27 protein-coding genes are annotated in these 26765 nt (G+C 29.7%); 9 read left to right on the top strand and 18 right to left on the bottom strand.

Annotated elements, in window-relative coordinates; translation table 11 throughout:
* Positions 1–63 precede the first annotated feature (63 nt).
* Genes kdsB through ELQ06_RS05860 form a run of 4 tightly spaced genes read right to left on the bottom strand, consistent with a single transcriptional unit; the run spans position 64 to position 3859 of the window.
* A complete protein-coding gene (kdsB, locus tag ELQ06_RS05845; protein WP_052781901.1) occupies positions 64–783 on the bottom strand; it encodes a 3-deoxy-manno-octulosonate cytidylyltransferase in 720 nt (239 codons plus the stop codon).
* Entirely contained in the window at positions 780–2192 is a 1413-nt protein-coding gene (gene thrC, locus ELQ06_RS05850) for a threonine synthase (RefSeq protein ID WP_052797735.1), read from the bottom strand. The genes kdsB and thrC overlap by 4 nt, the downstream gene beginning before the upstream one ends.
* Positions 2189–3115, bottom strand: a complete 927-nt coding sequence (locus tag ELQ06_RS05855; protein ID WP_002865989.1) for a tetraacyldisaccharide 4'-kinase — start codon at positions 3113–3115, stop codon at positions 2189–2191. The genes thrC and ELQ06_RS05855 overlap by 4 nt, the downstream gene beginning before the upstream one ends.
* A gap of 3 nt (positions 3116–3118) precedes the next feature.
* Positions 3119–3859, bottom strand: coding sequence for an NAD+ synthase (locus ELQ06_RS05860; RefSeq protein WP_002865990.1), 741 nt, complete (start codon positions 3857–3859; stop codon positions 3119–3121).
* A gap of 73 nt (positions 3860–3932) precedes the next feature.
* Between ELQ06_RS05860 and ELQ06_RS05865 the strand changes: the two genes are divergently transcribed.
* Together ELQ06_RS05865 and ELQ06_RS05870 are read left to right on the top strand one after the other, a co-directional pair.
* Positions 3933–4529 carry an MBL fold metallo-hydrolase gene (locus ELQ06_RS05865; protein ID WP_002865991.1) on the top strand — a complete coding sequence of 199 codons (597 nt, stop codon included), beginning with the start codon at positions 3933–3935 and terminating at the stop codon, positions 4527–4529.
* Between the two features lie 12 nt (positions 4530–4541).
* Positions 4542–4847: a hypothetical protein gene (locus ELQ06_RS05870; RefSeq protein ID WP_002865992.1), complete on the top strand. Its 306-nt coding sequence runs from the start codon at positions 4542–4544 to the stop codon at positions 4845–4847.
* Between the two features lie 40 nt (positions 4848–4887).
* Here ELQ06_RS05870 and ELQ06_RS05875 read toward each other — a convergent pair whose 3' ends face one another.
* Genes ELQ06_RS05875 through murJ form a run of 7 tightly spaced genes read right to left on the bottom strand, consistent with a single transcriptional unit; the run spans position 4888 to position 13467 of the window.
* Entirely contained in the window at positions 4888–5667 is a 780-nt protein-coding gene (locus ELQ06_RS05875) for an enoyl-ACP reductase (RefSeq protein ID WP_052793880.1), read from the bottom strand.
* Complete coding sequence (gene dapA, locus ELQ06_RS05880; RefSeq protein ID WP_002893331.1) at positions 5667–6563, bottom strand: 4-hydroxy-tetrahydrodipicolinate synthase; 897 nt, start codon at positions 6561–6563, stop codon at positions 5667–5669. The genes ELQ06_RS05875 and dapA overlap by 1 nt, the downstream gene beginning before the upstream one ends.
* Positions 6556–7806, bottom strand: coding sequence for a pitrilysin family protein (locus tag ELQ06_RS05885; protein WP_052797736.1), 1251 nt, complete (start codon positions 7804–7806; stop codon positions 6556–6558). Before ELQ06_RS05885 ends, dapA begins: the two co-directional genes overlap by 8 nt.
* A complete protein-coding gene (locus tag ELQ06_RS05890) occupies positions 7803–8861 on the bottom strand; it encodes a quinone-dependent dihydroorotate dehydrogenase (protein ID WP_052786696.1) in 1059 nt (352 codons plus the stop codon). Before ELQ06_RS05890 ends, ELQ06_RS05885 begins: the two co-directional genes overlap by 4 nt.
* 31 nt (positions 8862–8892) lie before the next feature.
* The gene (locus tag ELQ06_RS05895) at positions 8893–10635 is read right to left on the bottom strand and encodes an ABC transporter ATP-binding protein (protein WP_052793882.1); all 1743 of its coding nucleotides are present in this window, start codon (positions 10633–10635) and stop codon (positions 8893–8895) included.
* Positions 10628–12016 carry a cysteine--tRNA ligase gene (gene cysS / locus ELQ06_RS05900; RefSeq protein WP_052793883.1) on the bottom strand — a complete coding sequence of 463 codons (1389 nt, stop codon included), beginning with the start codon at positions 12014–12016 and terminating at the stop codon, positions 10628–10630. The genes ELQ06_RS05895 and cysS overlap by 8 nt, the downstream gene beginning before the upstream one ends.
* A complete protein-coding gene (gene murJ / locus ELQ06_RS05905; protein ID WP_052793884.1) occupies positions 12016–13467 on the bottom strand; it encodes a murein biosynthesis integral membrane protein MurJ in 1452 nt (483 codons plus the stop codon). The genes cysS and murJ overlap by 1 nt, the downstream gene beginning before the upstream one ends.
* Before the next feature lie 103 nt (positions 13468–13570).
* Here murJ and ELQ06_RS05910 point away from each other — a divergent pair, with 103 nt between their 5' ends.
* The 6 genes from ELQ06_RS05910 to murF are packed head-to-tail and all read left to right on the top strand — an operon-like array spanning position 13571 to position 19431.
* On the top strand, positions 13571–15430 hold the full coding sequence (locus ELQ06_RS05910; RefSeq protein ID WP_052793885.1) for a flagellar assembly protein A: 1860 nt from the start codon (positions 13571–13573) through the stop codon (positions 15428–15430).
* On the top strand, positions 15406–15957 hold the full coding sequence (ruvA, locus tag ELQ06_RS05915; RefSeq protein WP_052793886.1) for a Holliday junction branch migration protein RuvA: 552 nt from the start codon (positions 15406–15408) through the stop codon (positions 15955–15957). The genes ELQ06_RS05910 and ruvA overlap by 25 nt, the downstream gene beginning before the upstream one ends.
* A 9-nt stretch (positions 15958–15966) precedes the next feature.
* Complete coding sequence (locus ELQ06_RS05920; RefSeq protein ID WP_052793887.1) at positions 15967–17007, top strand: D-alanine--D-alanine ligase; 1041 nt, start codon at positions 15967–15969, stop codon at positions 17005–17007.
* Positions 17008–17066: 59 nt separating this feature from the next.
* Complete coding sequence (locus tag ELQ06_RS05925) at positions 17067–17282, top strand: type II toxin-antitoxin system Phd/YefM family antitoxin (RefSeq protein ID WP_052793888.1); 216 nt, start codon at positions 17067–17069, stop codon at positions 17280–17282.
* A 1-nt stretch (position 17283) separates the two neighbouring features.
* A complete protein-coding gene (locus ELQ06_RS05930; RefSeq protein WP_052793889.1) occupies positions 17284–18003 on the top strand; it encodes an alpha/beta hydrolase in 720 nt (239 codons plus the stop codon).
* On the top strand, positions 18004–19431 hold the full coding sequence (gene murF, locus ELQ06_RS05935; protein ID WP_052793890.1) for a UDP-N-acetylmuramoyl-tripeptide--D-alanyl-D-alanine ligase: 1428 nt from the start codon (positions 18004–18006) through the stop codon (positions 19429–19431).
* A gap of 57 nt (positions 19432–19488) precedes the next feature.
* Here murF and ELQ06_RS05940 read toward each other — a convergent pair whose 3' ends face one another.
* From ELQ06_RS05940 to ELQ06_RS05950, 3 genes are all read right to left on the bottom strand, one after another.
* A complete protein-coding gene (locus ELQ06_RS05940) occupies positions 19489–20736 on the bottom strand; it encodes a hypothetical protein (protein ID WP_134237484.1) in 1248 nt (415 codons plus the stop codon).
* A gap of 98 nt (positions 20737–20834) precedes the next feature.
* Positions 20835–21854 (bottom strand): fla regulon two-component system sensor histidine kinase FlgS, encoded by a 1020-nt coding sequence (gene flgS, locus ELQ06_RS05945; RefSeq protein WP_002889760.1) that lies wholly within the window; start codon positions 21852–21854, stop codon positions 20835–20837.
* 3 nt (positions 21855–21857) lie between these two features.
* Positions 21858–22736, bottom strand: coding sequence for a DUF234 domain-containing protein (locus ELQ06_RS05950; RefSeq protein ID WP_079460076.1), 879 nt, complete (start codon positions 22734–22736; stop codon positions 21858–21860).
* Positions 22737–22771: 35 nt separating this feature from the next.
* Between ELQ06_RS05950 and ELQ06_RS05955 the strand changes: the two genes are divergently transcribed.
* Positions 22772–24046, top strand: a complete 1275-nt coding sequence (locus ELQ06_RS05955) for an aminotransferase class V-fold PLP-dependent enzyme (RefSeq protein ID WP_079263773.1) — start codon at positions 22772–22774, stop codon at positions 24044–24046.
* Here the strand turns inward: ELQ06_RS05955 and purU are convergent.
* The 4 genes from purU to ELQ06_RS05975 are packed head-to-tail and all read right to left on the bottom strand — an operon-like array spanning position 24043 to position 26687.
* A complete protein-coding gene (purU, locus tag ELQ06_RS05960; protein ID WP_052797739.1) occupies positions 24043–24867 on the bottom strand; it encodes a formyltetrahydrofolate deformylase in 825 nt (274 codons plus the stop codon). The genes ELQ06_RS05955 and purU overlap by 4 nt on opposite strands.
* Entirely contained in the window at positions 24864–25982 is a 1119-nt protein-coding gene (locus ELQ06_RS05965) for a CCA tRNA nucleotidyltransferase (protein WP_052793894.1), read from the bottom strand. The genes purU and ELQ06_RS05965 overlap by 4 nt, the downstream gene beginning before the upstream one ends.
* Positions 25951–26442, bottom strand: a complete 492-nt coding sequence (locus ELQ06_RS05970) for a hypothetical protein (protein ID WP_052793895.1) — start codon at positions 26440–26442, stop codon at positions 25951–25953. The genes ELQ06_RS05965 and ELQ06_RS05970 overlap by 32 nt, the downstream gene beginning before the upstream one ends.
* Positions 26439–26687, bottom strand: coding sequence for a tetratricopeptide repeat protein (locus ELQ06_RS05975; RefSeq protein ID WP_002859818.1), 249 nt, complete (start codon positions 26685–26687; stop codon positions 26439–26441). Before ELQ06_RS05975 ends, ELQ06_RS05970 begins: the two co-directional genes overlap by 4 nt.
* Positions 26688–26765: the final 78 nt, after the last annotated feature.

Below are 26765 nucleotides of genomic sequence, written 5' to 3' on the forward strand. Positions count from 1 at the left end.
TCTGCCTTCAACCTAAATATATTAAAATAATATAAGCAAGATCTGTTCCGTTTTGGGGTGGAGTTATTTTTCTAAATAAATTTTTAAAGCCTTTTCATAGTCTTCTTTGGTATCAATCCCCATGCTTGCTGTTGAAATTTCAAGCATTTTGATTTTTTTACCATTTTCTATAGCTCTTAATTGCTCTAATTTTTCCGCTCTTTCAAGTGCAGAACTTAATAAAGAACAAAACTCTCTTAAAGCTTTTACACTATAAGCATAAATGCCTAAATGCCCTTTAAAACTTTCCTCGTAATTTTCTCTTTCATAAGGGATTTTAGCTCTTGAAAAATACAAAGCATATCCTTCTTTATCGCAAAGCACTTTAACCAAATTAGGATCCATAGCTTCTTCTTGAGTGATTTTTTTATAACAACTCGCCATAAAAGCTTTTTTATCCAAGCAAGAACTTGCAAATTCTTTAAATTTTAATAAATTTTCACATTCTATAAAAGGCTCATCAGCTTGGACATTGATAATAATCTCATCATCTTTTAAAGATAGTTTCTTACAAGCTTCATTAATCCTATCCGTACCGCTTTCATGATCTTTGCTTGTTAAAACTGCATTTAAACCATATTCTTTAGCGATACTTAAAACCTTTTCATCATCTAAAGCTATACAAACTTCATCCACACTACTTACCCTTCTTGCAGTAGCCACAAACATAGGCACTCCACCTACATCACATAAAATTTTCTCATGAAAACGACTTGATTTTAATCTTGCAGGAATAATAATCATTTTTGCATCCAATCTAAAATTTCTTTTTTTATATTTTTGGCTTCAAATACCTTTTCATCGCTATTTTTCAAGTCAAATAAAGCCAAAATTTCATCTTTAACTTGGACATTAAACTCTTTAGCTATAAATTTTAAATCTTCTTTTTCATTCTTAGAATCCCTATCGTATAAAGCTTTTATCATACTTGGAGTAAATTTTGTCCATTCTGCTGTAGAGGTAATAATGCTAGGTTTTAAAGGATCAAGCATTTTAAAACAAGTTGCGGTGTGCGGATCGATTAAAATCTTGCTTTGTTTGATAAATTGCATACATTCTTCATCGGTGCAAAAATCCGCCTCAAAATCTTCTTGCAAACTTTGCAATTCTTCTTTTTCAAGTTTAAAATATCTCTCATTTTTCAACAAATTCATCAGTTCTTTGGTTCTTTTATCTTTAAATTTCGCAAACAAAAGTCTTTCGATATTAGATGAAATAAGTATATCCATAGCTGGAGAAATAGTCTTCTTAAGACTTTTTTCACGCAAATCATAAACGCCATGATTAAAAAATTCACTCAAAATATTATTCACATTTGAAGCGATTTTGATTTTTGAAATTTTAGCTCCCATTTTTTTAGCATAAAAAGCCCCTAAAGCATTGCCAAAATTTCCACTTGGAACAATGATTTGTACTTCTTCTAAAAACTCATTAAAAAGTTTTAAACTCGCATAATAATGATAAATAATCTGAAATAAAATACGCCCAAAATTTACAGAATTCGCTGCGCAAAGCTCATAATTTAAAGCTTTAATTTCGTTTTGAAAATCTTTTGAAAAAAGCAATTCTTTTAAAGTGCGTTGCGCTGCGTCAAAATCCTCATCTATAGCAAAAACTTTCAAATTATCCTTATCTAAAGCTCGCATTTGCAACTCTTGAACTCCACTTGTGCCACCTTTTGGATACATACAAGCTACTTTAACATTTTTTGCATTTTCAAAGCTTTTTAGGGTTGCAGGTCCTGTATCGCCGCTTGTAGCACAAATAATTAAAATATTTTTATCCTTTGAAAATTCACTTAAAAGCACGCCAAAAGGCTGTAAAGCCATATCTTTAAAAGCTCTTGTAGGTCCATGCCAAAGCTCGTTAATATAGGTTTTTTCAGAGATTTTTTGCAAAGAAATAGGTGTATTTTTATCATCAAAGCTTTCGTAACTTTTCAAAGCCTTTTTAAAAAGCTCTTCTTCGCCAAAACCAAAACTTTCTATAAGCTTTAAAGCAAAATCTTTATAAGACAAATTGGCATATTTTTCTCCTTCAAAAATAGGTAAATTTAAAGGTGAGTAAAGCCCTCCTTCTGGGGCGTTTGGGTTAATCAAAGCTTCCTTAAAACTTGATACATTGTTTACATTTCTACTCTCGACCAATTTCACTGTTCAAACTCCTTGATATAAGTTTTTATTTTTTCTCTTAATGAATCTTTTAATTCTATATTTAATTCTATAATTTGACATTTAAAACCAAAATCTTTAACTTTAACAAAATCCTTAAAAGTAAGCATTAGTGTATCGCAATTATGTTTTTTTAGCAAATTTTCTAATTCTTCTTTTTTAAACTCATAATGATCTTTAAAAAAATAACAAGCCCTTGCTTTGATAAAATGCTCATACAATCTAAAAGGTTTAGCAATAGCAGTTACCAAAACAGCCTTTGGATTTTCTTTTACAAAAGAATAACGCACAAAATCCCTGCCTTCTAATGCAATAAAATCAGCCCTTTTTTCATAAAATTTCGGCAAACGATAAGCTCCACTTGGCAAGGTAAAATTAAAATAAGGTTTGATTTTGCTTTCAAGTAAAATATCAAATTTTTTAATATGAAATTTAGAAAAAGCATCATCAAGTACAACGATTTTAGCTCCCAACTCAAAAGCTTTTTCAATACCTTTTACTCTATCTTCGCTCACAATCACACCTTTGATATTTTCTTCAAAAGCATACTCCATAGCTTCATCGCCACTTTGCGTTAAGGTGCATAAAATTTCATTTTGATTTTTAACAACAAACAAACCTTTAGACTTTCTTTTATAGCCCCTAAGCACTATAAAAACGCCATCAAATTCCCTTGCTATAGCTTTACAAAGCGGGGTTTTTCCATTACCTCCAAAACTTAAATTACCAACGCTAATAACAGGCTTTTTAAAAACTATTTTTTTACGAAAAAAAGTATTTAAAATCGCAAAAAAAGCATAAAACACACTTAAAGGTAAAAGTATAAAAGCAAGGCATTTTTGCCAAAAATTAGGCTTAAAAAAATAATTATCAAGCCAAAGTTCATAATTTTTTTCTTCACTCATTGTTTAAATTTCCAAAATTTCAGGCATTTTTCCCTTAAAAGTATTTTTTTGCATGCGATTTTTTAGCATGGCAATCAAAGAAGGATCAAGCGTTCTTAAAAGTTTTTCATCATTAGTTTCTAAGGCTTTTAAACCTTCATCGATTTTTGCATAAGAAAAACCCAAATCCGCCTCATCGCTTTGATTTTCCCAAAGATCCGCACTTGGAGCTTTTTTGATAAAATTTTCATGCAAGTTAAGGTATTTTGCTAAGGTATAAATTTCACTTTTATAAAGCGATCCTATAGGATTAAAAGCACAAGCTAAATCTCCATAAATCGTACCATAACCCAAAAGTAATTCGCTTTTATTAGAAGTGCCTATGACTAAAGAATTTTTCAAAGCAGAATAATCATAAAGCAAACTCATTCTAATACGCGCTGCAAAATTTCCCAAAGATACTAGAGTGGTATTTTCACTTTGCTTTATAAAAGCATCCAAAATGCTTTGAATTTCTATGATTTTATATTCAAGATTTAAATCCGCACAAAGCCTTAAAGCGTCTTCAAGATTGGCTTTATTTGAAATTTGAGTTGGCATTAAAAGAGCAAAAACATTCTCTTTTAAAGCTCTTTTGCAAAGCGTTGCTACTAAAGCAGAATCAATCCCGCCACTAAGCCCCAAAACAACACCTTGACTTTGAGAATTTTTCACTTTTTCTTGTATAAAATCACACATTTTTTCCGTAATCTTTTGCCAATCCATAAAGCTTGCCTTTTAAAAATTTAATGTATAATTATATTTATTTAAGGCAAATTTTTTATTAAAGAGGTAAAAAATGCAAATTATCAAACAAGCTTGTGGAGCTTATGAGACAAATTGTTATATTTTATTTAGTGAGCATGGAGAAATTATCATTGATCCTGGTTTTGATGCACTAAATTTCATCAAAAAACATGTAAAAAATCCTTTAGCGATTTTAAACACTCACGGACATTACGATCATGTTTGGGATAATGAAAAAGTAAAACAAGCCTATCAAATCCCCATTTATATTCATAAAAATGATGCTTTTATGCTTGAAGATCCTTTTAATCAAGGTTTTATGCCTAGCAAAGCGGATTATTTGATTGATGATGAAAATATCATTTCTATAGGCGGACTTGACTTTAAATTTCACTTTTTACCAGGACACACACCAGGTTGCACTATGATAGAAATTGTAGGTAAAAATATCATGTTTAGTGGAGATTTTTTATTTTATAGAAGCATAGGAAGATGGGATTTTCCTTATTCAGATGCAAATTTAATGAAACAAAGCTTAGAAAAAGTTATGACTTACAAAGAAGATTTTAAACTTTTACCAGGACATGGACAAGAGACTACTTTAAAAGAAGAGCAAGTCCATCTACCCTCTTGGCTTAGATACTTTTAAGGTATATTTAAAATGGAATTAGATCAAATTTTATTATATGCTTTTATTTTTTTAAATCTTTTTGCCTTTTTTGGTTTATTTTTGGGAAATAAAAAGAAAAATCAATTTAACGATAAAAAATTTTACAAAATCTGCCCATGTAAAAAAATGGCAGAAAATGGATCTTTAAGTACGATTTGTATTTATTCAGCTGTGGGGGGATTTTTTTACAGCGTATTATCTATAGGTTTTGTAGGTTTTGGTAATTGGACTTTAAATTTTATTTTTTTACTTGCATTATTAAGCGTTTTTTTAGGGTGGAAATTAAAACTTGATTGAAAAATATTTTTAAGAAAAATCCATTGATTTTTCTTAATTTTTATTTAAAAGTTGTACCACCATCAACGATGAAAGTATGTCCTGTCACCCAACTTGCCTTACTTGAACAAAGAAAAAGACATGCTCCAGCCAAATCTTCAGACTGCCCCATACGATTTAAAGGGCTTAAATTTATAGTAGCCTGTTTTACTTCTTCATAATTTGTAAAAGCTCTTAAAGCATCAGTTTCAATAGGCCCACCACTTACGACATTTACACGGATATTTTTTTCTCCAAGTTCAGTAGCCGCATATCTTGCCATAGCTTCTACGGCAGCTTTTGCTGTGCCATGACCTGAATAATTTTCTATATACACTAAATTTCCTGTAGATGAGATAGAAATAATGCTTCCACCCCCTACTTTTTCCATCCTTTTAGCTGCTTCTTGTGCGCCCACAACAAAAGCATTTACTGTGGCTGTAAAAATGTTATTAATTCCCTTTGGTTTTAACTTCATAAATTTAGTATAGCCGCCTACAACCGCACGTCCTGAAATGATAGCATTTGAGATAAAATAATCCACCCTATCAAAATCCACATCAATTTTTTCAAAAAGTTCTTTATAAGTTTCAGGTTCTAAAATATTAAACTCATAAGCTCTAGCTTTGATTTTATAATTTTTCTCCAAATCTTGAACCATTTCATCAGCAATTTGTGCATTGGAATTATAAGTAAACGCTATATTTGCACCCACTTTAGCAAATTCATAAACTATAGCTTTGCCTATCCCGCGAGTTCCACCGCTAATCACTAAAGTTTTTCCTTGAAATTCTGTATTCATTAAAATCCTTTGATCTTATATTTTTTCATCACTTCTTCAATTTTAGCAAAATTTTCCTTACTTGGAGAACAAAGAGGAAGTCTAAATTCCAAACTTTCTATCAATCCAGCTATATACATAGCCGTTTTAATAGGAATAGGATTACTTTCGCAAAATAAAATTTTATTGATATTATAAAGCTCATCATTGATTTTTTTAGCTTCTTTATAATTTTCATCTAAAGCAAAATGAGTTAAAGCGCTAATCATATCGGGTAATAAATTTGAAGTTACTGAAATCACTCCCTTTCCACCATTTGAAAGTATAGGATAATTGATCGCATCTTCCCCTGAAATAAGCATCATTCTAGGTTCGTGTGCAAGTAAATCCACACACTTATCGATATTTCCACTCGCTTCTTTTACTCCATAAATATTTTCACAATCTCTAAAAAGCTTGATAATAGTATCCGTTGAAATTTCACAACCTGTTCTTCCTGGAACATTATATAAAAGCACAGGAATATCTACACTTTGCGCAATAGCCTTATAATGCTCGTAAAGTCCTTGTTGCGTAGGTTTATTATAATACGGTGCCACACTTAAAATCCCATCAGCACCATGTTCTTTAGCAAATTTAGCCAAACCCACTGCCTCATGAGTTGCATTACTTCCAGCACCCGCTAAAACCTTAACTTTAGTTCCTTTGCAAGTCTCAACGGCTATTTCTATGCAAGTTCTATGTTCTTCATGGGTTAAAGTTGCACTCTCTCCTGTTGTTCCTACTGGAACTACTGCATCAATGCCATTTTCTATTTGTCTTTTAATCAATCTTGCATAACTTTGCTCATCAACTTTTCCATTTTTAAACGGTGTAATAAGAGCAGTCATCGCCCCAATGATAATATTTTTATCCATTTGAATCCTTTCTTAGAATTACCGTAGTTGAATTTTCTTGAATAAAATATTTTTTAGCACAAGAAATCAAATCTTTTAATTCCAAATTTTGTATATCTTTCTCATAATTTAACAAAGGATCGATATCCCCTCTTGCTAGATATGAACCATAAATATTTGCCACTGCACTAGCATTGTTAAGTGAGAAAATAAAATCACTTTTGACATTATTTTTCACTCTTTGCAAATCTTTTTGAGAAATTTTACCCATTTTAAGTTTATAAATGATTTTTAAAAGTTCTTTTTCTACTTTTTCTGCATTAACATTGGGATTACAATTACAAATAAAAATAAATAAATTTTCATCTATACAATCATTAACATAAGCATAATAATCATTGATTAAATTTAATTTATCAATCAAAATTTCACTCATTAAAGAACTTTTCCCACTTCCTAAAAGCTCGGATAAAGCATTTAAAGCAGGTATATCTTTGTGCTTGAAATTTGGAATTTTATAAGCAAGGGCTAATAATTCAGTATCTGAGTTTTTATGCAAATATATTCTTTTTGCTCCATCTTGCTTAGGCTCTTTTGTGTAAATTTTAGGTATAGTCTTAGTATTTTTAATCTTTTCAAAATGTTTTTTTGAAAGCTCAAAAACTTCTTTACTTTCTATATCGCCACTTACAAGTAAAATCGCATTTTTAGGTTGATAATAAATACTATGAAATTCTTTAATATCCTCAATGCTCCAATTTTCTATATCTTTAAAAAAACCTATAGGAGTCCAATGATAAGGATGATACATAAATGCATGATTAAAAAGCCTAAAATAAAGATATCCCAAAGGATTATTATCTGTTCTCCATCTACGCTCTTCTAAAACCACTGCTCTTTCAGGCTGAAATTCTTCATCTTTTAAATTTAAATTCTCCATAAGTTCTGCAAAAAGTTCCAAAGCTTTATCTAAATTTTTCTTCGCACATTTAATATAATAATGAGTATAGTCAAAACCTGTGCTTGCATTATCCACGCCACCAAAACCCTTAACAATCTCATCAAATTCGCCAGCTTTTAAATTTTTAGTACTTTTAAAATTTAAATGTTCTAGCATATGAGCTATGCCGCTTTTTCCCATGATCTCATTTCTTGAACCCACTTTATAAAAAATATCAACGCTAATCACATCGCTATTTTTATTTACAGGCAAAGCATAAACTTCAAGCTTGTTTTTTAATTGAATTTTTTCATAAGCAATCATTTTAAATTTACCCCAACAGCTTCGCTAATGTGTAAAAAACCATCTTTTCTTAAAAGCTCTATAAGATTTTGATTGATATTTTTTACCAAAGAAGGACCTTTAAAAATCAAAGCTGTATAAACTTGCACCAAATTAGCCCCATTTTTAATACGCTCATAAGCAATATCAGCACTATCAATCCCTCCACTTGCAATAAGCAAAGTTTTGCCAAAAAGAATTTTAGCTACTTCTTTGAAAAAAATACCACTTTTTTCTGTAATCAACCTTCCACTAATACCACCAAAAGTACGATTATTATCTAGTAAGCTATAATCAACACTAGTATTGGCTAATATAAACCCATCTGCACCTTTTTTAATAGCATTTTCACATAAATTTAAAGCATCATCTATTTTCATATCAGGAGCAATTTTTATCAAAATAGGCTTAGAAGTAATTTTTTTGGCTTCTTCAAGCAAGGTATTTAAAAAATCATCATTTTGCAACTCTCTTAAATTTTTAGTATTAGGAGATGAGATATTAACGATAAAATAATCACATAAATCCTTAAAATCTCTAAACAAAGTAAAATAATCCTCCAAGGCTTTATCATTTGGAGTGATTTTATTTTTCCCTATATTTACCCCTAAAGGCAAAACAAAAGGATGGGTTTTTGCAAGTCTTAAAGCAATCTTTTCGGCACCTTCGTTGTTAAAACCCATAGCATTTTGTATACTTTCTTGTTTTACAAGTCTAAATAGGCGTGGCTTTTCATTGCCTTCTTGAGGTTTTGGAGTAAAAGTTCCCACTTCCAAAAAGCCAAATCCTAAAGCACTCAAAGGTCTTATCATAGTAGCATTTTTATCAAAGCCTCCTGCTAAACCTACAGGATTATTAAAATCAAGTCCAAGTAATTTTTGCCTTAAACTCTCATCATCAACTATATATTTGTGTGCTAAAAAACTTAAAGCTCCTGGAAAACTAGCACTTAAAGCCCTTAAGCTACATTCAACCAAAGCATGTGCATGCTCAGGGTTTAACTTAAAAAGTAAAGGTTTTATCATTTCATAAGCCATTTTTTAATCCTTTTTGAAATTCTAACTAAAATTAACTAAAGCTAGGCTTTGTTTTTTCTTTGCTTTTAAATTTTTGATACAAAGAACAAGTTTGCAAAAGCTCTTCATCTTTACCTATTGCCAATACCTTACCCTTATCCAATACTACTATTTTATCTGCATTTTCTATAGTGCTTAAACGATGTGCAACCACTAAAATCAATCTGTCTTGTTTTAAATTTTCTATAGTTTTAACTATTGCTTTTTCACTTTCATTATCCAAAGCTGAAGTTGCTTCATCAAAAATAAGCACATCAGGATTTTTATATAAAGCTCTAGCGATTGCTATTCTTTGTTTTTGTCCTCCACTTAAGTTTTTACCATGTTCTTTCACTTCAGCCCAAATCCCGCCCATTTCCTTAACAAATTCACAAGCATTGGCCAATTTTAAAGCTTGAACGACTTTTTCTTCTTCTAACTCTTCACTATAGGCAATATTTGCAGCAAAACTATCATTAAAAAGATAAATATTTTGCGTTACAAGTCCTATTTTAGCATGTAAGCTTTCTATGGTAAAAGTGCTAATATCTTCTTGATTGAGTAAAATTTTACCTTTTTGTTTTTCATAAAAATACATCAAAAGATTAATAATAGAAGATTTACCACCCCCACTTGTCCCTACAAGAGCAAGCATTTGCCCTTTAACAAAATCAAAATTTACGCCTTTTAAAACATTTTTATGCGGGTTTTCATAAGCAAATTCAACATTTTCAAAGCTAATTTTTTCAATGTTTTTTAATTCTTTGCTTCCACCTTTAATTTGAGGTTCTAAATCCAATAAATAAAAAGTTCTTTCACTTGCCGCAACAGCACCTTGAAGTTTTCCATATAAAGACGAAAGACGCTTTAAAGGAGTATATATCGCAAAAAGTGCCGAAACAAAACTGATAAAACTTCCCACACTCATAGAACCATTGATAACCTCTCTACCCCCTACAATAATCACCACAGCAACCCCAACAGAACCCATCATATCCATTAAAGGACTTGTAAGTGCATCAATACGTGCGGATTTTAGGTTTAATTTACATAAAGTATCATTATGCTTAGCAAATTTATCACTTTCTTTTTTTTCATTATCATTAGCTTTGATCAATTCAATATTTGAAAAAATTTCACCCAAATAAGAAAGTAAATCCGAATTTGTTTCTTGTATATTTCTTGCATATTTTTTAAGTTTTTTAGCAAACCATACCAAAGGAAAAATAGCTAAAGGCAAAATCACTAAAGCAAAAAAAGCCAAAGTAGGACTTTGATACAAGACTACCGCAAGCAGTCCTATAGCAGTTAAAAGCTCTCTAAAAAAATCAGGAATAATGTTTGATACTATGCTTTGAAGTGCATTAATATCATTAGTACAACGACTTACAAGCTCTCCGCTTCTATAGCGTTTAAAAAAATCCATATCCAAGCGTAAAACATTTTTCAAAACCCTAGCACGCAATACTCTTAACATATCTGTTCCTATAAAGGAAACATAAAAACTTTGTAAATAAGTTCCAAGATTTTTAAAAAAATACATCAATACTAGCAAAAAAGGCACTGTATAAAGTAAAGCTTCATTTTTTTCAACGAAAATATAATTTAAAATAGGCTCTAAAGCATAAAAACTTCCAGCAGTTCCTCCGCTTGCTAAAATCATACCGAAAATAGCTATAGCAAATTGTTTCCAATATCTTTTATAAAAGGGCTTAAAGCGTATTAAAACCTCTTTTAAATTCATCTCATTATGCATTTATTTTCTCCCAAATTGTTCCATTTGGAGTATCTAAAAGAGTGATTTTTTTACTACTTAATCGCTCTCTTATTGCATCAGCTGTGTTAAAATCTTTGTTTTTCTTAGCCTCAGTTCTTTCTAAAATTAACTTTTCAATTTCTTCTCGTTCTTCTTTGCTTACACCCCATTGAAAATATAAAGTTGTATCCATAAAACCAAAGCCAAAAATTTTAGCTAGCTCGCTTAAAGCTTCTTTGATATTTTGTTTTAAAATTTTATTTTTGCTTTCTTTATCCAACTCTAAATTTGCACTACTGATAAAATCATCCAAAAGAGCTAAGGTTTTAGAAACGTTTAAATCATCATTTAAAATCTCTAAAATTTGCTTAGCAATTTCGCTTTTTATTTCAATATCATTTAAAACATCAAAATCAGAAATTTCACCTAAATCCAATCTTTTTTTAAGGCGATAAAATTTATCTAAACGTTTTTTAGCATTTTCTAAATCCGATAAAGAATAATTAAAATGAGATCTATAATGAGAACTCAAAAGATAAAATCTTAGAGCCTCGCCCATAAATTCTTTTAAAGCATCTTTTATAAAAAAACTATTATTTAAACTTTTACTCATTTTTTCGCCATCGATTTTTACAAAACCATTGTGAAGCCAAATATTTGCTAATTTTCTCTTACATCCACAACGACATTGCGCAGCTTCATTTTCATGATGAGGAAAAAGCAAATCTATCCCTCCAGCATGTATATCAAGAGTATTTTCAAAAATAGAATCAATCATAGCAACACATTCAGTATGCCAACCTGGACGCCCTTTGCCAAATTCACTTTCGTAAAAATTTTCATCAAATTTCCAAAGCACAAAATCGCTTTCATTTCTTTTTTGCACTTCATTACTTAGACGAGAAATATTTTCTTCTAAATTGCGATTTGATAGGCTTAAATATTTTTCATCTTTACTTGTATCAAAATAAATTCCATCTTCTAGAGTATAAACAAACCCATCCTTAGCAAGCTTTTTAATCAAATCAAGCATAGCTGTTATATAATGCGTTGCACGAGGTTTAAAATCAGGATCTAATACATTTAAAACCCTCATATCCTCTTCATAACTTTTGATATAAAATTCCGTAATTTCCTCTAAAGTTTGACCACTTTGAGCCATTTTTTTCAAAATCTTATCATCAATATCTGTATAATTTCTAGCAAATTTTACCCTATTGCCTTGAGCAAGTAAAACCCTACGCAAAAGATCAAAACAAACACTACTTCTTGCATGTCCTAAATGTGCATCATCATAAACCGTAGGCCCGCATAAATAAATACTAATATCTTTTTTATCAAGTTTTATTTTCTCTTTTGTTACACTATCTAATAATCTCATTAAAAAACTCCTTTAAAACTTGTAAAAATTCCTATAAAAAAACTTAAAATATAAGGTTTAATCAAAATAAGTAAGATCGTAAAAACAATCAAAGCAACTATAACCAATAAGCAAATTTTAATAGATATTAAAGCAAAAAATTTCTTAAAACCAAATTCTTTGATATTAGCTCCAAGCAAATAAAAAGCACTAATAGAGCTTGAAAGTGCTACTGCAATAACCTTTAAACTTTCATCTTTAATCAAAAATATAAAAGCCATAGAACATAAAGCACTGATAATTAAAGATTTTACCGCGATCCAAGCTGCTGTTTTTTGTTTAAATTTTGCATAAAGCCACAAAGAAAAAAGCTTTTGCAAACCAAAAGGTAAAAGCCCTATAAGATAAGCAATCAAAACATAAGCCGTAATCACACTATCTTCGTGAGTGAAATTTCCTCTTTCAAATAAAAGCTTTGAAATTTCCAAAGCAAACACAGAACCTACAATACTAGAAGCAATAAGCAAAATGCTTAAAAGCGCTAATGCTCTTTGCATAAATTTTAAGGCTAAATTTTCTTGATCACTTTTTAAATGTTTTAAAATTTTTGGAAAAGAAACTTGAGTTAAAGCAATAGCAAAAAGTGCCAGGGGGAGTTGGAAGACACGATTTGCATAATAAAGATAAGAAATACTCCCGCTCATTAAAAAACTAGCTATAGTTGTATCAAGCAATGAGCTAAATTGAGTCGCAGAAGAACCTAAAACTCCATGAAAAAAATTGCCATAAAAACCTTGTAATTTCGCCTTGGCTTTTTTAAATTTTATACTTAAAGTCATAGCACGAATTACAGGATTGTTTTTTAAAACAAGCAAATGTAAAATAAGCTGTGCCACCCCACTTAAAACCGTTGCATAAGAAAAATAATAAAGTGTATTTTGCGGTGCATTTTTATCCGCAAAAAAAGCAGCTATAACAATACTTAAGTTAAATAATGCTGCAGAAAAAGAGGTAATGAAAAATTTTTGTCTATAATTTAAAATAGCCCCTAAAAAAGTAACTAAAAAAATAAAAAACAAATACCAAAAATTAATCGCCACCAAAGGAGCCGCTAAAGCTATAGTATCTGCGTTAAACCCAAAAGCAAAAAGCTTGGTAAAAAAAGAGGAGAAAAAACTTACCAAAAGACAAAATAAAAAAACTATAAGGCTAAATTGCATCATTACACTAACGCAAAAAGCTCCTTTTTTTTTCGCTTTTACAAAATTAGGCAAAAAACTTTGTCCAAAAGCCCCTTCTGCAAAAATTCTTCTAAAAAAAGCAGGCATTTTTAAAGCCACAAAAAAAATATCACTATAAAGCCCTGCTCCTAAAAAAAGCGCTATTAAAACATCTCTAGCAAGCCCTAAAATTCTTGAAAATAAAATTCCTAAAGCATTGACAATAAAATTTTTAAATACTAAACTCTTCATTAAATTTTTTCATAAATTTCAAAATATAAAGAGAACTATTTTAACTAAAATTGATTAAAAATTGACTATAATTACATTCTTAATTTTTTACAAGGGGAAAGTTTTGACTTTGGATGAAAAAATTATTGCCTATACAGAAAATCCAGCTCGAGAGCTTTTAAGCGTAGCTTCACAAACAAACCTTAGCTTAAATGAGCTTGATTTTAGTTTATTGGCATTTTCTACACAATATCGTTTTGGAGATTTAGAATGGGAAAAAATCTCTGAAAAAGAATTAACTCTTTTTGATAAAGATGAAATTTTTTTAAAAAATGATCTTCAAATCAAGCAAGAATACAAAATAGAAATTTTCCACGGTATAAACCAAAGCAAAGCATCTCAAGCAGTCAAACTAGTTGCGAATAAAAATTTAACCAAAATAATTGCTCAAATTGATTTTGCAAATTTAGACTTTCATGAAAAACTAGCACTAGAACTTTTGCAAAATATTTATAAAAAGATGTTGAAACTTAAATTTTTAATAGGTATCCGCATTTTTGATTTTAAGAAAAATTTAGTGTCTTTTTGCAACCAACATAAAAACACCCCTTTAAATAAAACTATACAAATCACCGTTGCACAAGGTATTGATCCTATAGAAAGTCAAGATGAATCCCTGATCTTGACTTATAAAGAAAAAACCAAAAACTACACTATCGATGAAAAACGCTCAGGTATTATTGTTGTTGATGAAAATGAAGTTGTTTTAAAACACGTCAAATTTAAACAAGGTAAAGAAGGAAAAGACTTAAATTTACACACCTTAAAAGTTTTAGCCGCAAATGAAAATAAAGTTAAATTTTCTTGTTCTTCGGCTTTTAAACAAGTAGAGCAAGATGGATACACAGAATATATAGCTTTAAAAAAAGGTTATGTAGTACAAGATGGTGAAAAATTTGATATCGCCAATGAACTAGATTTTAATGGGGTAGATTTTAAAAATATAGGGATTATAAGAGCTGGACTAGACAAAAATGTCAAAATCAATATAAAATTTCTTTCAGAAGTAAAAGATGCTGTAAATTCTGGCGTTGGGATAGAATGTGAAGAATTAAATGTAGTCGGAAGCGTAGGAAGCAACACTCAACTTAATGCCGCTAAAATGAAAATTGAAGGCACTACACACTCTAAAGCCAAAATTCAAGCCAAACAAGCCTATATAAAAACTCATAGAGGATTTGCAGAAGCCGAAATTTTAAATATAGATTTGCTCGAAGGTGGAACAGTCAAAGCTAAAGAAGTAAGAATTAAACAAAGCCTAGGTGGAAATATACAAGCTGATAAAATTTATATAGAAAATTTAGAAAGTAATAATTCTTGTGTGTTTTTTGAAAACACCACAATAGAACGCATTAACGGGGATAACAATAAATTTCATGCTAAAATTAAAACTCTTGATAAAAATTATGATGAAGAATTTGCGATTTTAGGAGAGCAAATTTCTAAGTTAAATCATAAAATGAATAAAATAAGACAATACATTTTATCAAGTAAAAATGGAATTTTAAGCGTTGAAAAAAAGATAACAGAACTTAAAAATCAAGGTCAAAATGTTCCTATACAATACGAAAAAGCCCTAAAAGATTTCTCTTTACAAAATCTTGAATTAAATAAACTACAAAATGAAGAAAAAGAACTTCTTGAACGCAAAAAATCTTTACAATTAGAATTAATCAATTTGCAAAAAATGCTTTTTGAAGCAACTTTTATAAATAAAAGTGGCAAATGGACTGATATGAATGAGATCAAATTTTCACTTCTAGAGCCCAAAGAAGATATTTTTTACTCTTCATTTGTTAATGAAAGTGCTAAATTTATAGGCATTAAAAAAGTCATACAAAACAACCAAGAAAGTATAGAAATACATAAAAAATTAGATTATGAAGAAAAGGATATAGCATGGTTGTCGGCATCGAAGGAATAATCACAAAAAAAGAACCTACTTTTATCATTGTTAAATGCACTAGTGGTTTAAGCTATGGGATATTTATTTCGCTTTTTTGTTCTGCTAAAATTCAAACTCAAGAAAAGCATGAGTTTTTTATCACTCAAATCATCAAAGAAGATTCTAATAAATTTTATGGCTTTTTGGATAAAGATGAACAAAAAATGTTTGAAATGCTTTTAAAAGTCAATGGAGTGGGTGCAAATACTGCTATGGCGGTATGCTCTAGTCTTGATGTAAATTCTTTTTACAAAGCGTTAAGTTTAAGCGATGAAAGTGCGCTTAAAAAAGTACCTGGTATAGGTCCAAAAAGTGCAAAACGCATTATAGTAGAACTTTCAGATACAAAAACCAAACTTGAAAATGTGAGTGATGATAAAAGCGAAGCCTTAGCCGCACTTCTTACTCTAGGCTTTAAACAAGAAAAAATCATAAGTGTTTTAGCAAGCGCTCAAGCAACAAGCACAAGCGAACTCATCAAAGAAGCTCTTAAAAAACTAGGATAAAGGAATAAAATGAAATTTGCAATACTTTTTGGCGGAAATTCTTATGAACACGAGATCAGTATAGTAAGTGCTGTGGTACTTAAAAAAGTTATCAATCAAAATTTAGAATTTATTTTTTGCGATGAAGAAAGAAGATTTTATCATATCCCAAGTGAAAAAATGAATTCTAAAACTTTTAGCACCAAAGCTTATAAAAAAGAAAAAGAACTCTTCATTAAACAAGGAGGTTTTTTTAGCAAAGGTTTTTTAAAAGAAAATAAACTAGAGTGCGAATACGTGATCAATCTTATCCATGGTAGAGATGGAGAAGATGGAAAAATTGCGGCTTTATTTGAGTTTTATTCTATTAAATTTATAGGACCTAGACTTGAAGCTAGTGTATTATCTTTTAACAAAGAACTTACCAAACTTTATGCCAAAAGCGTTGGAGTAAAAACTCTTGATTATACCATGGTAAGAAAAGGGCAAAACTCTAAAGAAAAGCTTAATTTTCCTTGCATTATCAAACCTGCAAGACTTGGAAGTAGTATCGGCATTAGCATAGTAAAAGATGAAAAAGATTTAGAATATGCTAAAGATGTAGGTTTTGAATTTGATAATGATCTTGTAGTGGAAGAATTTAAAAACAATATCAAAGAATACAATCTTGCAGGATGTATGATCAATGATGAGTTTGTTTTTTCCATCATAGAAGAGCCAAAGAAAAAAGAATTTTTAGACTTTGAACAAAAATATCTTAGTTTTTCAGGACACAATGAGCTTATAGAAGCAAATTTAAGCGAAGAATTGAAAGAAAAACTCAAAGACAGTTTTAAAAAGATCTACAATCCTTTGTTTAAAGGTGCTTTAATACGCTGCGATTTTTTTATACTGGATAATGAAGTATATTTAAATGAAATCAACCCAAACCCTGGTTCTTTGGCTAATTATCTTTTTAAAGATTTTAGTACCACTTTAAACGCTTTAGCTGATCAAATTTCACTTGAAAAAATGATAAAAATCAGCTACAACTTCCTTCACTCTATCAACGGACAAAAAGGAAAATTATAAGCTTTTAAGTCAAAATACGCTAAATTATACATAAAATTTAGCGTATTTTAGGAAGAAAAATGCTCTCTTTTAAACAAGATGAAATTTACACTGCCACCGAGATGGTAAGAAATTTTAGCCCCATTATGGAAAAACTCAAAAAAAGCGAAAGTGGAAAAATAGTTATTTTAAAAAATAACAAATTTGAAGCTGTAATGCTTAGTATGAAGGAATTTGAACGCTTGCAAAACGCCATGCAACTTTTAGAAAATATCTACAAAAATCAAAAGGCTTAAAATGGCTCAAACACAACTTTCTTATAAAAACAAAACTTATCAAATTTCTTATGAAATTTTAGGTGATCTTACCTTACCGCAAATACTTATCTTACACGGCTGGGGAGCTGATAAAGAACTTATGAAGCAAAGTTTTTATCCTTTTTTGAAAGACTTTTGTCAAATTTATATGGATTTGGCGGGTTTTGGAAATTCAAGTGTGGAAGAAATTTTAAACACTCAAGATTATGCCAATATCACAGAACTTTTTTTAAAACAAAAAAAACTCAATGTCTGTTTTTTCATGGGGCATTCTTTTGGTGGAAAAGTAAGCACCCTACTCGCAAAAGAAAAAGACACCCTAATCTTACTTTCAAGCGCAGGAATTTTAGCTAAAAAATCCCTAAAAGTGCGTTTTAAAATCCGTATTTTTAAAATTTTAAAACTCTTTGGTTTGGGAAAATTTTATCGCTATTTTGCTAGTAAAGATGGAGCAAATCTTAGCCCTATGATGTATGAAACCTTTAAAAATGTTGTTGATGAGGATTTTGGTGAAATTTTTACCAAGCAAAAGGCTAAAAGCTTGGTTTTTTGGGGAAAAAGCGATGAAGCCACGCCTTTGTATTGTGGTGAAAAAATGCATCAACTTTTAAAAAATAGCACTTTTTATCCTTTAGAGGGGGATCATTTTTTCTTTTTAAAACATTCTGCTTTCATAGCTCAAAAAATTAAGGAAATTTAAATGCTTGTCAATACTCTTTATTTTATCAATTCTTTATTTTTTAATTTTTGTATAGCTTTTTATCTTATGAGTGCTTTACAATGGTATTCTTATAAATTTAAACGCGTGTTTTTTCACTATCATAAACCTTTATGGCATTTGTATTTTTTATTTATCCCTTATTTTTTATTCTTAGCTTTTCCTTTATACTCTTTGGCATATTTTGCATTGATCCATACTCCGATTTTGTATTTTTGGAATAAAGGCATAGATAAAAAGCTTGTTTTTACAAGTAAGGTTAAATGGTTTTTTGTTTTTGTTTTTGTTTATAATGCTATTTTTACCATCCTTGCTTTGCGTTTTTCTTTTCTTTTTAATCTTTTTAGTCTTCCTTTTACTTTATTGAGTCTTAAAATTTATGAGTTTTTTACAAATTTATATTATAAAAAACAAGCCAAAGCCAAACTAAGAGCCAATGAAAATTTAAAAATCATACTCATTACCGCAAGTTTTGGAAAAACAAGTATTAAAAATTTTTTATACGAACTTTTAAAAGATGACTTTAAAAGCTACAAAACACCACGCTCTGTCAATACCTTGCTAGGTATAGTTGCTGATATCAATGCTAATTTAAGTCAAGATACTCAAATTTACATAGCTGAAGCAGGCGCTAGACTTAAAGGCGATATCGATGAAATCACTCGTTTTTTACAACCTCAAATCAGCATAGTAGGAGAGATAGGCAATGCACATTTAGAGTATTTTAAAAGTGTTGAAAATATCCGCTCAACCAAACTTGAAGCCTTAAATTCCAAAAGACTAGAAAAGGCTTTTTTACACTCTAGCACCCAAAAAGAAGAAGATAAACTCATCAGCCTTTATGATGATAAATTAAGTCTTATTCATTCAAGTCTTGAAGGTTTAGAATTTAAAGTCGATATAGAAAATAAATCCTATGATTTTAAAAGTCAAATTTTAGGGGATTTTAATGCGCAAAATCTTTGTGTTTGTATACTTTGTGCTCATTATCTTGGCATAAAACTAGAAAAAATTCAAAAGCAAGTTTTAAATATAAATTCCGTAGAACATCGCTTGCAAGTGCTTTCAAGAGAGCCTAAATTTATCATAGATGATGGTTTTAATGGAAATTTTAAAGGTATGAGCACAAGCTATAAACTTTGTAAAAGCTATAAAGGACGCAAAGTTTTAGTAAGTCCTGGTATAGTAGAAGTAAGCGAAGAAGAAAATATAAAACTTGCTAAAATCATCAATGAGTGTTTTGATCTTGCTATCATTAGTGCACAAATCAATGCTGAAATTTTCAAAAAAGAGTTAAAAATAAAAACCATTATACTTGAAGAAAAGAGTCAGCTAGTTCAAACTCTAGCTAAAGAAACAAAACACGGAGATTTGATACTCTTTTCAAACGATGCGCCTAGCTTTATGTGATTTGCATAAGTATTTGCAAATGTCATCATTTTTAATTTGACTTCGTGCAAATACTTCCTAAACCCTAGTCTGTTCTAAAAGACTATTGAGTCTATCCGCTATAGAATCAGCAAAAGAATTTATACTTTCACTGCTTGCTTTCCAACCATTAGCTTTTGCTTGATTAAACTGATTATCAAACCAAGCTCCACCATAACCTATGCTTGTATTTTGCCAAGCAACTCCTTTTTCCATTGCATATATATCTGCATCAAGCCAACCATCTTGTGCATAGCCTTTTAACAAACTTGCAAAATCTACTTTGCCTGTCATAATGTCGTCTAAGGAAATATCAAAAGAGGGATTTGCTTTCATTTCTAGCTCAAGTTTTGCTTCACGAACTTTTGCTTCAGGACTAAAAACAACTTGATTTGGAGATGGAAAAGGCGGATAGGATTTTAAAAAACTCATAAACAAAGCTTCTTTAGAATAACTTCCATCTTCATTTTGTGGATAAACTGACATATCAGGATTAAATTCACCTTCAATTGAAGAATCTTGCTCCATACTTTGTGGAGAAAAGTCAAGTTTCATAAGGTTCATACCCAAATTCATAGTAGAATACTTAATCGCTTGTGCTTCGTGAAATTGTTCCGCATTAAATATATTTTTTACAATTTTTTCTTTGTTTTCATTACGACCATAATTTAGTCCTTTTGGTAATTGCTCTAAATCAGCTTCGCTAAAACTTGTTTTATCATTTGGAAATGCACTTATTACTTGATTAAAACTATTATAATAGGATTTAACAATAGAAGCCATATCAAAACTATTATAATAATTACCACTAGTTTCATCAGCCATACCATGTTGATTAAATCTCTCTATCTCATCCAAAGTAGATTTATGTATCTTAAAATCTTCAGGAAGTCCCGCAGCTTTATTAAAATCACTTCCCATATAACCATCTTTATCTACACTATAACCATAGGCTGTATCAGTGCTTAAATCTACTTGTTTATATTTTAGAGTATAAATAGAGTTTTTAAATTCACTTGATATATCATAATTAGGAGAACTTGTCTTACTACCTATACTAAAATTAGTATTATTGCTAGTATTTGTTGTATTAGTAGAATTTAATACTTCACTTCTTGCTAGAGTTTGTGAATTTGCATTTTGAATTTCATTTAATTTACTAGCATTTTGTTTTAAAAAAGCATTAGCAAAACTTATTTTGGAATTTTCTTTACTTTCTTTATTAGCTTTTGCTTGTGAAAGTATAGAACCATAGTTTGAGTTATCATTGATACTAAAGATACTCATATTAATTCCTTAATTTAGATTTTTCTGCCTTCAATCTAAATATATTAAAATAATATAAGCAAGATCTGTTCCGTTTTGGGGTGAAAAGAAAATATTTATCACGCCAAAGGTAAGGTAAAATAAAAATTCTTAGGATCACTTTGAAAACTTAACTCTCCCTTATGAGCGTTTATGATTTCTTTAGAAAGAGACAAGCCAAGTCCATTGCCTTTAAGTTTTGTTGTTTTAAAAGCTTCAAAAACCAATTTCTCATCTTTTATTTCACAACCATTATCATACACTCTGATGCATATTTTTTCATTATCATAACTTGCTAAAATTTTAATCATAGGCTTTTCACATTCGCTTTCTTCTATCGCATCAATAGCATTATAAATCAAATTTTGCAAAACCAAACCAAGAAGAGCTTTATCAGCACAAATCTGCTTATCCAAAAAAGATATTTCAAAGTCTATTTGAGAAGTGAAATTATAAGAGTTAATGGCACTTTCACACTCTTCTTTTAACTCTAAAAGATTAAAATTTAAAGCATTGATGTGTACACCCTTAGTAAAAAGTAAAGTTGAATTTACGATACGCTCCACTCTAGCAATAGCCTTTTGGATCTCAAGAACTATATGCTTATTTTTAAGCTCACTACGAGCAAAAAGGGTTGAAGCAAGTAAAGATATAGATCCAATAGGATTTCTTATCTCATGTGCCAAATGAGCCGCTACACTACCCATGCTTGCAAGCCTTTCATTGCGTTTTTCATCGCTAATATCTGTAGCTGAAACTATAGTTTTTTCATTATGCGCTATGATTTTTACCGCATAAAACCTACCTTCAAATTCAAGCTCATCACGAATTTTATCAAGACTAATGATACTAAGTAATTTTGGATTTTTCAAGGCTTCTTGATTTTGTAAAATAATATTTTTTTCTTTATCTAAAATCCAAAGCGCACTAGGCAACACCTCTATAATCTCATCAACCATTGCACGTAAGGAGTTATAGTTTTCATTTAAAGTTTTGTATTCATTTTCTATTACATAAGTTTGTTCTATAAGACTTTCTAAGCCTTTTTGTAGGGTTTCTTTTTCATTTGAGTCTAAACTTTTTAAAATACTTTCATTCATTTATCATTCCTCTAATAAAATCTTAAAATCATTCAAATCAAGTAAAAGCAAATTCTGTTCGCATATTTTATCAAATTCCTTGCTAAAACCATTTTTTGAGATTATAATGTAATAATTTGGAGCCAAATTTAAAGACTTTGCTTTTGATTTTAAAAGATTTAAAATATTTTTACAAATTTTTTTATTTTTAAATTTAACTTCTCCGACAAAACACAAATTTTCATCTTGATAATAAAGATCAAGTTCTAAATTCTTATCCCAGTAACTTTGCACTCCATTGATATTGAATTTTTTCTCAAGCAATTCTCTAGAAAGTTGTTCAAAACAAAAACTTTGATAAAGTTCAAATTTTTCTTTAATGCATTCTAAAACTTCTTTATAACGATTTTGCAAAATAAGCTTTTCATTGGGCTTTAAAAAATAAAAAAAGAAACGAGTAAAATGGTTGCTAAATATAATCTTATCTTGGACAACATAAGATCTTAGTTCTTTTTTGATTTTTTGTCTTTTATCTTTTATTTTTTTAGCTTCCTTACTATACTCAAGTTTTATTATACCTGTTTCTAAAAGATATTTAAGTGTAGATAAAGCTTTAAAATGCTGAATTTTTCTATTGATAGAAAAACGCTTACGATTGTTTTTAGCTAGCAAAGTAAGAGCATAAGAACTTGTTTCATCCAAGGCGAAATAACTTTTAATTTTTAGATAATCATCAAGCAACATTCGCTCTATATTTGTAAATACATCGTCTTCAAAATTTAAAATGTTTAATTTTTCAAAACCTTCAAACACACTATAAAAATCAAAAAGCTTACTTAAAGACAAATTCTTATGCAAATCTACAAAGTTCTTAAATTTTATATTTTTCCTTTTATAAAGCATTTTTATAGTATAATTTTAGCAAATTTTTATAAGGATTGTATTTGCAAATTTCAGATTTAAAAAAAGAATTGATCTTAAAAAAAGGTATTTTGCATTTTGACTTCACAGCAAGTGCTTTAGCTCTAAAATGTGTAGAAAAAGAAATTTCAAAAATTCTCCCAACCTATGCAAATACACATTCTGATAGCTCTTTAAATTCTTTTAAAACTCAACAAATTTACGAACAAGCAAGAAAAGATATAAAAAAAAGTTTATCATTGGATGAAAATTTTGCCCTTATAGCTTGCGGAACAGGATCAAGCAGTGCTATTAAAAAATTTCAAGAATTGATCGGCATTTACATTCCTCCTCTTGTAAAAGAAAGATATTTTACGCAAATTGATAAAAATACTTTACCTTTAGTTATTGTAGGGCCTTATGAGCATCATTCTAATGAACTTTCATTTCGAGAAGGCTTGTGCGAATGTATTAGAATTCCCTTAGATAAAAATGGAGAAATTGATTTTGATTTTCTAGAAAAAACTTTACAAAAAAATAAAAAAAGAAAAATAATCGCTAGCTTTTCTTTGGCTTCAAATGTTACTGGGATATTAAGTGATTACAAACGCATTTCTGAAATGGTTCGTAAATTTAAAGGGATAGTTGCTTTTGATGCATCTAGTTTCATTCCTTATAAAAACATATCTTGTCAATACTATGATGCGTTGTTTATAAGTTCTCATAAATTAATCGGTGGCATTGGCGGTTCTGGACTTTTAGCCATCAAAAAAGATCTTTGTGGAAACAAGCCTAGCTTTGCAGCAGGTGGAACTGTGGGCTATGTTTCTCGCACTTCACAATGCTACCTTTGCAATGAAGAAGCTTTAGAAGAAGGAGGAACACCTGGAATTTTACAACTCATTCGTGCTAGCTTAGCTTTTAAAATCAAAGATTCTATAGGGATTAAAAATATAGAAAAAAAAGAAGAAATTCTAAAAGATTATTTTTTTAAAAAACTAAAAACTATACCTAATTTAATTTTATACGCAAAGAATTTAAAAACCCGATTGCCTATTTTTGCTTTCAATATCAAAGGAATTTCTCCTTTTGATATCGCTTATGAACTTAGTAAAAAATACCACATAGAAACACGCGCTGGATGTGCTTGTGCTGGGCCTTATGGTCATGATTTACTAGGCTTAAAAGACAATCAAAAACTTAAAACAAAACCAGGCTGGTTAAGAATAAGCTTGCATTATACGCATGAAAAAGAGGATATTGATTATTTTTTTAATGCTTTAAATAAAACTATAATAAAATTATCGCATTAAAATATTATAGTTTTATTATTATATATAAAAATTCTATCTTCAAAAGCCAAATCAAGTGCTTTTGAAAGAACATCTTTTTCTATATTTCTACCTGCTTGCTGCATATCTTGCCAAGTAAATTCATGGTTTACAGGCGAAACAGCTTGAGTGATAATAGGACCTTCATCAAGATTATTATTTACAAAATGTGCCGTAGCTCCAATTATTTTAACCCCTCTTTCAAAGGCTTGTTTATAAGGATTTGCTCCTATAAATGCAGGTAAAAAAGAATGGTGAATATTTATAATCTTGCCTTCAAAATGCCTAACAAAATCAGGAGATAAAATTCGCATATATTTTGCTAAAACCAAATAATCAAATTTATATTGTTTAAGACATTTTAAAATCTGATTTTCTTGCTCTTTACGATCTAAATTTTCAGCGCTGATAAAATGATAAGGAATTTCAAATTTCTCAACTAAATCCTTTAAAGAGTTGTGATTTGAAATCACAGCTTTGATATTTGCTTCAAGTTCGTTACTATAATGCTTTATTAGCAAATCTCCCAAACAATGACTTTCTTTAGTAGCAAAAACAACAATATCTTTTTTTCTCTTCTCGCAAAGCTCTATCAAGGCTTCTTGTCCAAGCATAGCCTCAAGCGTTCCTATAAAAGCTGCTTTATCAAACTCACCTTCTAAAAGAGCACGAAAAAAAAACATTCCTTCGCCTACAAATTCATCGTTTTTCACTATATTGATATGATATTTAAAAATAACATCAGAAATTCTATAGATTAAACCTTTTTGATCTTTGGTGCAAATTTTTAATACAGAAATCATTTAGCTAAACCTTTTATATATTCTTTTAATTCATTCTCTCTTGCTTCTTGAAGCTTTAGGCCAAGAATTTTACCACAAAATCCAGCATTTATGAAATCTTTTGCTAAAATTTTACTTTCAAACTTATTCTCATAAAGCCCTAATCTTTTAGCTTGCTCAATACGCTTTTTACTCCAAAGCCCAAGCCATTCCTTCAAAGGCATTTCAAAAGCAATTTTTGCTAGCTCAAAATCACTTATATCATCAAGATAAAAAGCTTGATTTGCGTATTTTAGGTATTCTTTTTTAAGTTTAGTTCTTTTAAAAAATATATCTTTTTCTAAATTAAAAAAATTCAAATACAAATACAAGAATAAAGCATCGCTTTTTACAAATTCTCTACTTTGTCTGAGCAAATTTTGAAATTCCAAACTCTTAAAAATACTCTCAAAGCCGAAAATCTGTTTTTCTAAGTCAAGTTCTTGCAAATATCTATAGCCAATATCAAGTCTAGGGCTTTTAAAGAATTTATAAAGCTCCGCATTGATCCTATCTTTGCTAAGATCAGTTATATCCATACTTTGCATCAATTTCAAGCTTTCGCTAGCTATCTTAAAGTTAAACCTTGAAGCAAATACTACTGCTCTTAACACTCTTAAACTATCCTCTTGAAAGCTTTGTTTATCAATATGCCTTAAAAAGCCTACTCCTAGATCTTTTAATCCTCCATAAAAATCTAAAAACTCATCGTTAAAAAGATTAATCATCATAGAATTTATGGTAAAATCGCGTCTTTTGGCGCCAAGTTTTTCATCATTGCAAATTTGAACTTCAAAACCTTTATGTCCATGGCTTATTTTGTTTTCGGTTCTAGCAAGAGCTAAATCATAATTTTTAAACTTATACACAAAAAAACTTCTTCCAAAGCCTTGTGCACCTAATTTTTGCATAATCTTTTCAAAATCTTTAGGTTTTATATCATAAAGCTCTATATCATAGTCGCAAATTTTTAAACCTAAAAACAAATCCCTAACGCTGCCTCCAACCAAATACGCTCGTTTGGTATAAGGCTTTAAAAACTCAGCAATAAACTGTAAATCAGGATTATTTTTTAAGCTTATCTTCGATATTTGCAAGCAAAAACTCTAAAAAATTTATGGTCAAGTTTAACCTATTTTCAAGATCATCTTTTTTTATACTATTTAAACCTTCAAAAAGAACTAAAATTCTCTCTCTAAGATGTTTTAAAAAAATATCCTCATTAAGCGTTTGAACCTCTGTCATAACACTAGGATTTAAAATTTCACTTTGTAAAAAAGGCTCTCCTTTTTTAAACTCTTCATTTTCCTGAGTAGAAATTTCAATATTATTTTGTATTTTTTGCTCTTCTTCAAATTTTGCCATAGAAATTTTATCTTCTAAGTCTTGCGGAGTATCAAGCTCTTCGCATACAAACTCCATAGGCGGTAATTCATCTTTTATTTCAGTTTTTCTATTTAATTCTTGTTCTTTTAAAATTTCATTTTGTCTTCTTTGCTCTTCCATGATAGAGCTAACTTCGCTAATGGTTTTTTTAGCTAAATCTTCCAAATTCATATTTTTATCAACCACCTTTTAAATTCATTAATTTCTTCATCGCTTTTCATATTAATAAAAAAATCCAACATTTGAGTGTTTAAATCTTTATGCTTGGATCTAAAACCACTAAGACGACGAACCGCATCGATAGCGTTTTGGTTATCTGGATCTTCTTTTAAGATATTTTTATAAATTTCTAAAGCTTCGTCTTTTAACCCTTGAGCCTCATAGATAGAAGCTTCAGTGACTGTATTTTTCATCACTGTTTCCTAAAATTTTTCTTTAATTCTAGCAAAAAGCTTTTTAATTTATCTTTAAGAAAATAAGATGATTTTTAATGT

Origin of the sequence: Campylobacter sp. CH246, from assembly GCF_004378835.1 — a bacterium.
In the GTDB taxonomy this organism is placed as follows: domain Bacteria; phylum Campylobacterota; class Campylobacteria; order Campylobacterales; family Campylobacteraceae; genus Campylobacter_D; species Campylobacter_D jejuni.

Coding starts and splice junctions, on each gene's coding strand:
- ELQ06_RS05930 (WP_052793889.1), top strand. CDS start 17,284: ATGGCTCAAACACAACTTTCTTATAAAAACAAAACTTATCAAATTTCT.
- ELQ06_RS05950 (WP_079460076.1), bottom strand. CDS start 22,736: ATGCTTTATAAAAGGAAAAATATAAAATTTAAGAACTTTGTAGATTTG.
- ELQ06_RS05870 (WP_002865992.1), top strand. CDS start 4,542: ATGGAATTAGATCAAATTTTATTATATGCTTTTATTTTTTTAAATCTT.
- murJ (WP_052793884.1), bottom strand. CDS start 13,467: ATGAAGAGTTTAGTATTTAAAAATTTTATTGTCAATGCTTTAGGAATT.
- ELQ06_RS05940 (WP_134237484.1), bottom strand. CDS start 20,736: ATGAGTATCTTTAGTATCAATGATAACTCAAACTATGGTTCTATACTT.
- kdsB (WP_052781901.1), bottom strand. CDS start 783: ATGATTATTATTCCTGCAAGATTAAAATCAAGTCGTTTTCATGAGAAA.
- ELQ06_RS05895 (WP_052793882.1), bottom strand. CDS start 10,635: ATGCATAATGAGATGAATTTAAAAGAGGTTTTAATACGCTTTAAGCCC.
- dapA (WP_002893331.1), bottom strand. CDS start 6,563: ATGGATAAAAATATTATCATTGGGGCGATGACTGCTCTTATTACACCG.
- ELQ06_RS05860 (WP_002865990.1), bottom strand. CDS start 3,859: ATGGATTGGCAAAAGATTACGGAAAAAATGTGTGATTTTATACAAGAA.
- cysS (WP_052793883.1), bottom strand. CDS start 12,016: ATGAGATTATTAGATAGTGTAACAAAAGAGAAAATAAAACTTGATAAA.
- ELQ06_RS05865 (WP_002865991.1), top strand. CDS start 3,933: ATGCAAATTATCAAACAAGCTTGTGGAGCTTATGAGACAAATTGTTAT.
- ELQ06_RS05875 (WP_052793880.1), bottom strand. CDS start 5,667: ATGAATACAGAATTTCAAGGAAAAACTTTAGTGATTAGCGGTGGAACT.
- ELQ06_RS05925 (WP_052793888.1), top strand. CDS start 17,067: ATGCTCTCTTTTAAACAAGATGAAATTTACACTGCCACCGAGATGGTA.
- ELQ06_RS05885 (WP_052797736.1), bottom strand. CDS start 7,806: ATGATTGCTTATGAAAAAATTCAATTAAAAAACAAGCTTGAAGTTTAT.
- ELQ06_RS05920 (WP_052793887.1), top strand. CDS start 15,967: ATGAAATTTGCAATACTTTTTGGCGGAAATTCTTATGAACACGAGATC.
- purU (WP_052797739.1), bottom strand. CDS start 24,867: ATGATTTCTGTATTAAAAATTTGCACCAAAGATCAAAAAGGTTTAATC.
- murF (WP_052793890.1), top strand. CDS start 18,004: ATGCTTGTCAATACTCTTTATTTTATCAATTCTTTATTTTTTAATTTT.
- ELQ06_RS05855 (WP_002865989.1), bottom strand. CDS start 3,115: ATGAGTGAAGAAAAAAATTATGAACTTTGGCTTGATAATTATTTTTTT.
- flgS (WP_002889760.1), bottom strand. CDS start 21,854: ATGAATGAAAGTATTTTAAAAAGTTTAGACTCAAATGAAAAAGAAACC.
- ruvA (WP_052793886.1), top strand. CDS start 15,406: ATGGTTGTCGGCATCGAAGGAATAATCACAAAAAAAGAACCTACTTTT.
- ELQ06_RS05890 (WP_052786696.1), bottom strand. CDS start 8,861: ATGGCTTATGAAATGATAAAACCTTTACTTTTTAAGTTAAACCCTGAG.
- ELQ06_RS05970 (WP_052793895.1), bottom strand. CDS start 26,442: ATGAATTTGGAAGATTTAGCTAAAAAAACCATTAGCGAAGTTAGCTCT.